Source organism: Halorubrum sp. SD683, assembly GCF_002135045.1.
Taxonomy (GTDB): Archaea; Halobacteriota; Halobacteria; order Halobacteriales; family Haloferacaceae; genus Halorubrum; species Halorubrum ezzemoulense.
The window spans coordinates 1-5585 of sequence record NZ_NEWJ01000110.1; the positions used below are offsets into that span (position 1 = coordinate 1).

General features: G+C 70.4%; 5 protein-coding genes. 3 read left to right on the forward strand and 2 right to left on the reverse strand.

From position 1 onward, the window contains the following. Nucleotides 1-186: 186 nt before the first annotated feature. Nucleotides 187-882 carry a hypothetical protein gene (locus tag B9G49_RS15420; protein ID WP_086216962.1) on the reverse strand — a complete coding sequence of 232 codons (696 nt, stop codon included), beginning with the start codon at nt 880-882 and terminating at the stop codon, nt 187-189. Between the two features lie 275 nt (nt 883-1157). Here B9G49_RS15420 and B9G49_RS15425 point away from each other — a divergent pair, with 275 nt between their 5' ends. Beyond that, a complete protein-coding gene (locus B9G49_RS15425; protein WP_086216959.1) occupies nt 1158-2411 on the forward strand; it encodes a hypothetical protein in 1254 nt (417 codons plus the stop codon). A gap of 31 nt (nt 2412-2442) precedes the next feature. Here the strand turns inward: B9G49_RS15425 and B9G49_RS15430 are convergent, their stop codons facing one another. Then, nucleotides 2443-3036 (reverse strand): nitrous oxide reductase accessory protein NosL, encoded by a 594-nt coding sequence (locus tag B9G49_RS15430; protein WP_086216960.1) that lies wholly within the window; start codon nt 3034-3036, stop codon nt 2443-2445. Between the two features lie 104 nt (nt 3037-3140). Between B9G49_RS15430 and B9G49_RS15435 the strand changes: the two genes are divergently transcribed. Together B9G49_RS15435 and B9G49_RS15440 are read left to right on the forward strand one after the other, a co-directional pair. Beyond that, nucleotides 3141-5165, forward strand: coding sequence for a NosD domain-containing protein (locus B9G49_RS15435; protein WP_086216961.1), 2025 nt, complete (start codon nt 3141-3143; stop codon nt 5163-5165). Further along, on the forward strand, nt 5162-5585 hold a 424-nt coding region (locus tag B9G49_RS15440), incomplete at its 3' end, for an ATP-binding cassette domain-containing protein (RefSeq protein WP_143414724.1). The genes B9G49_RS15435 and B9G49_RS15440, both read left to right, overlap by 4 nt.

Here is a 5585-nt window from a genome sequence, read left to right on the forward strand (position 1 = left end):
TCGACGATGGCGTCGAGCGGCTCGGGCCGAAATTCTATTACCCCAAGTTCCGCAAGTTCCGCTAGCCTCTGGCCGAAGGCAGGACGGTCTTCACACATACCCGTCTTTGCCAGGCCAGAGGCACTAATACTCCTGGTTCCGCCAGTCTACTGAAGAGCGAAAAACCGAGTTACCTGCCACTGATCCTCATGAAGAAGTGTTTTCTGTTATTTCGATCGTGAGGTCTTCGGTCTCGGTCGCCGTCTCACCGGTGTCGACCGTCGCGCCAAGCAGCGTCGTTCCGCCGTTGGCAGTCCCGGTAGCCGTCGGCGTCGTTTCGGTATCTACCACGTCTTCGCCGCCGATTTTCGTGATGAGCCTCGCGTTAGTTGCGTTTTCAGAGGAGAACGCGACATCGAAGTCCCCGTCGCTCACAAGCGCGAACAGGTCGTTCTGTGTGAGGGTCGCGTTGCTGGGCAGTTTGTTTCCGTCCGGTCCGAAAACGATCGTCACGTCGTTCGCGACGAGGCTCACGTAGTTCTCGTCAACGCTTCCGTACGTGTCCGAACCGACGGGGAACAGCTCCTCGCCGTCGTAGAAGGTGTCGTCACCGTCTTTTACGGCGATGTTGTTCGAGGAGGTGTCGACGAGAACATCGGCGAAGTTACTAGTGATGTTGTCGGCGATGTCTTTCTCCTGTCCCTCGGTTTCGTCGGATAGGTCATCGGCGTCCTCGTTACCGTTCGGATTCAGCCTGCTGATCCCGTTGCCGCCGCCCAGAACGTTCACTTCCACTTCGCGCTGCGCCTCAACTGTGGTAAACGCTCCCGACCCGAACGCCGCACCGGTTCCGACGCCGATCATCCCGATGGCCCCCAACACGCTTCTGCGATTCAGCTTCATTGTTACGTCCATCCATTGGCTAAGTACCCACTTACTATTAGGCCGCGTTAGCCGGGTTCAGGCGGTCATTGAAGCCGGTGGACGGCCCTAACGCCCCCGGTTAGCCGAGTCAATGCGACGCTGAAGCGGCTAACGCAGTTCACTATTAACACCCTCAGTGACGTACCCACGAGCGTGAGCGAACGGGCCGCGCCGACGAGAGCGACGACGCCGAGTAGCCTCGGCCCTGTCGTCGCGCGGCGAGGCTCGACCCGGACGGCGAACTCGGTGGGAACATGAACCGCGCCCTCGTCGTGCTCGCGGTGCTCGTCGTCCTGCTCGGCGGCGGCGTCGCGACCACCGGCTCGTTTACCGACGGCGACGAGGTCGCGACCGACTCGGGCGTCTACCTGTCGCCCGCCGACAGCGAGAACGCCGACAGGTACGTCGCGTACGATGGCGCCGGAGAGCTGCGTCTCCGCTTCGGATCGGTCCCGCCGGACGCGCGGACGAGCGTCGACGACCTGTTTCTCGTCGGGTTCGCCGGCTACGAGGGCGACGACTCCGCCACGACGGTCGAGATCGACGCCGACGCCGAGGGCGTGACGCTGTACCGGATGGACACCGGCGAGCGAGTCACCGGCGGCGAGATAACGCTTGAGCCGGAGGCGTCCGTCACGCTCGGCGCGACCGTCCCGCCGACGGTCGGGAGCTACACGGAGAGCGTCCGCTTCACCGTCGACGTCCCCGAAGACGACACCGGATCCGATCCGGGTGACGGCACCGGCGGACCGAGCGATAGCGGTGACGGCACCGGCGGACCGAGCGATAGCGGTGACGACGACGGCGAACCGGGCGATAGCGGTGACGACGACGGCGGACCAGCCGATAGCGGTGACGGCGACGGCACTGGCGGCAACGACGGTGGGACCGGGAGTGGCAGCGGTGGCGACAGCGCCGGAGACGGTGACAGTGGGACCGGGAGTGACGGCGGCGACGACGGCACTAGTGGTAGTGGCAGCGGGACCGACGGTGGCGACAGCGGAACGGGCGGTGACGCCGACAGCACCGGCGGCGACGCGGACAGCGGTGCGGACGGAGGCGACGGCGGGTCCGACGGGGCGGACGGCGACCCCGACGCCGGGGACGGAACTGACGACGGCGAGGCGGACGGTACCGCCAACGATGTCTCCGACTCGGCAGAGGGCGATCCGACGGCCGAGCCGGCCGGTGGTCAGTTCGAGCTGTTACCCATCGAGTGGTCCCTGTTCGCGGGCTTCCTCGCCGGGCTCTCGAACTACCTCGTCCAGACCCGAATCAGGGACGTGGTACCGGCGTTGAAGACCGAACGGTCGGAGCGCAGGGCACGCCTCCGGAGCATCCTCGTCCGCGAGGCGGTGATCACGCTGGCCGTGATAGCGCTCACCGTGCTGGTAGCGAGCGTGCTCTCCAGCGCCGGCGTCACCGGCACGCCGCAACTCGTCGCGACGTTGGCCTTCTCGGCCGTCGTCGGCGGCGTGTCCGGCGTCAGAGGGTTCCGGAGAATCTGAGCTCACCCTCCGGATGAACCGGTATCCGACCCTACAGCGCCTCAAGCGTCGCGCGGTCCACCTCGGTGGCGGGCATCGCCTCGCCGCCGTACTCCGCGACGAAGTCCTCCACGTCGTCCTCGTCGGTGAACGGGACCAAGTCCGGCCCCATCGCGCCGATCACCTCGCTGCGCGCGACGACCGTGAGGGTCGTCTCGCGGGCGAACGCCTCGCTTTCGACGTGCGAGGAAAACATCGTGTCGCCGCCCTCCTCGAACACCTCCTGGTCGACCGCCGAGTAGTCGGTGAGGAAGGTCGCGACCGGCGTCCGTCCCGCGTCCGCCGCGTCGAACCGGTAGGTGTACGTACAGGTGCCGCTACAGAACTGCGCCGGGCGCCCGCCCTCCGGCTCGTCGTCCTCGAAGTGGACCTGCCCGACCGTTCCGGGGTGGTCCGCGACGATCATCCCGCACTGGTCGCAGGCCTGGTCGTCGTCGATCGAGACGGGGGACGCGGACTCCGACCCTCCGCCGGCACAGCCGGCGACCGCGGCGGCGCCGCCGGCGGCGAGTCCGGCGAGCAGGCGTCGCCGCGGGATGTTCTCGCGTCGGTCGGGTGCGCTCGTCGGCTGGTTGTCGCTCGTCATAGTTGTATTTGGAATACCGGGCTATTAGCCCCTCTGGACGCGTTCAACGGTTCGTTCGAGGAACGAACCAGACGTTCTAAGGCGCTGCCGATCGAAGCGAACGCGTGGCAGTTTTCGACCCCGCTACCGCCCGGTCGCGTCGCCTCCGGCTCGCGCTCCTCGGGCTCGTCGCGCTCGCCGCGGTCGCGACCGCGGGCGCGTTCGCCGCGGACCCGAGCGAGTCGGTACCCGAGCCGGTGCGGTTCGACGACGCGGTCGAGCTGGGGCTCTCCTCGGAGACGGACGCGCTGATGGCCGGCGACGCGACGCTCCCGCGCGTCCAGGTGTTCTACTCGCAGCTCCAGTACGTCGTCGGGTACAACGGGATCGCCTCGTTCGTCGACTCGCGCCGCGATGGGCGGACGGAGCGCCAGTTCGGCTATCCGCTCGTCGCGTACGTCGAGACGTTCGACCATCGGGACCCGGGCACGACCGAGTCGGGGCTGTTCGCCGCGGGCGGCGCGGGCGGCTGGACGCCCGTCGGAGAAGCGCGGTACGTGGTCGACAGCGACGCGCGGACGCCGGCCGGGCCGGTCGTCGTCCCATTCGCGAGCCGCGACGCCGCGGCGGCGTTCGCCGACGAACACGGCGGCTCCGTCGTCGGCTGGGCGGCGGTCCGAAGTCGGTCGTTCGACGTCGACTCCGCGGCGACCGTGCGGGCGCTCGCCCCGGACCGCTGGCGGACGGCGAACGACCGGATCGCCGCGGCGGAGCGGCGCGCGGACCGCCCGGTCTCCGTCGTCGTCGGCGAGGACGCCCCCACGATCGGCGCCGCGGTCGCGGCCGCGCCGCCGAACACGACGGTCCGCGTCCCGCCCGGGACCTACGAGGAGACCGTGACGGTGAACCGGTCCGTGACGATCGCCGGCGTGGGCAGCGGCACCGGCCCCGGAGCGACCCGCGTCGTCGGCGACGGGAACGGGTCCGTGATCACCGTTCACGCGCGCGACGTGGCGGTCACGGGGCTGCGGATCGCGGGCACGGGGAACCGCACCCGCGACCCGGAGGCGGCCCGCGCGTCCCGCGAGAGCGAGGGCGGGACGTGGGACACGAACATCCAGCTCGGCTACGGCTACGGCGACGCCGGGATCAAGGCGGTCGGCGCGCCCGGGCTCGTCGTCGACGACGTCGCCGTCGACACGGAGGCGAGCGGGATCCTGTTGCGCGACGGGTCGCACGCGACCGCGAGCGGACTCCTCGTCGAGGGGACCGACGAGTGGCAGGACGGGTTCATGGGCGTCACCGGGATGAAGTCGCGCGTCACCGTCACCAACAGCCGGTTCGAGGGCGGACGCGACGGGATCTACCTCCACCGCGCCGACGGCTCGATCGTGCGGAACTCGACGTTCGTCGACAACCGGTACGGGACGCACCTCATGTACACCGGCGACGCGCTGGTCGCGGACAACGCCTTCCGGAACGAGCTGTTCGCCGGAGTCACCGTGATGACGCGGCCGGCCGGCAACGCGATCGTCGGCAACGACGTCCGCAACTCCAGCGCGGGGATCCAGGCGTCCGGCACGCGGACGTACGTCGGGTACAACACGCTGGTCGGGAACGAGCTCGGCTTCTCGACGAGCGCCCGGGGGTCGCTGTACGAACACAACGTCGTCGTCGACAACGAGCTCGGCGCGCGAGCGACGACCGTGGTCCCCTCCAGCCGGGTCGTCGCGAACGACTTCGTCGGCAACGGCGACCACGCCACGGCCGGGGCCGGGGCGCTCCGCGTGTGGGCCGACGGCGACCGCGGGAACTACTGGGACGGCGCGAGCGTCGGCCCGCACGCTCCCGGGAGCCGGGCGTATCGTCCGACTTCGCCCGTGGACGCCGCGCTCCACCGCCACGTGAGCGCGGCCGCGGTGCGCGAGTCGCCCGCGGCGCGGCTGCTCGACGCCCTCCGGGGGACCGTCCCCGGCGCCCGCTCGGGGAGCATCATCGACCCCGCGCCGGCGGCCGCGCCGTACCACCCCGAGCGGGTCGACGCGGTCACCGGTGCGGGCGCCGACGCCGACGGACCGGTCCGAGCGGACTGGCGGGCCGCCGGCGAGCCCGCCGGAAACGCCACGGCGACCGCGGAGGGGTCGGCGTGAGCGAGCCGACGCTCGCGGCCGTCGACGGCGTCACCCGAACCTACGGCGGCGTCCCGGTCCTCGACGGCGTCTCGCTGTCGGTCGAGGCCGGCGTCACCGCCGTCGTCGGCCCCAACGGGTCCGGCAAGTCGACGCTCCTCGGGATCCTCTCGGGCGCCGTCGAGCCCACCGCGGGGAGCGTCCGGTACCCCGAGGGCGGCCCGCGCGCCGGGTCCGAGAAGCACGTCGGGTACCTGCCGCAGCGGGTGCCGTTCCGCGACGGGTTCACCGCCCGGGAGACGCTCGGGTTCTACGCGGCGCTGGCGGGCGGCGACCCGGACGCGGCGCTGGCCGGCGTCGGGCTGTCCGACGCGGCCGGAAAGCGGGTGGGAGCCCTCTCGGGCGGGATGCGGGCACTGCTCGGGAGCGCGCAGGCGACGC

Excerpts from the sequence above, each read along its gene's own strand:
- B9G49_RS15430 (WP_086216960.1), bottom strand. The coding sequence starts at position 3,036 with ATGACGAGCGACAACCAGCCGACGAGCGCACCCGACCGACGCGAGAAC.
- B9G49_RS15425 (WP_086216959.1), top strand. The coding sequence starts at position 1,158 with ATGAACCGCGCCCTCGTCGTGCTCGCGGTGCTCGTCGTCCTGCTCGGC.
- B9G49_RS15420 (WP_086216962.1), bottom strand. The coding sequence starts at position 882 with ATGAAGCTGAATCGCAGAAGCGTGTTGGGGGCCATCGGGATGATCGGC.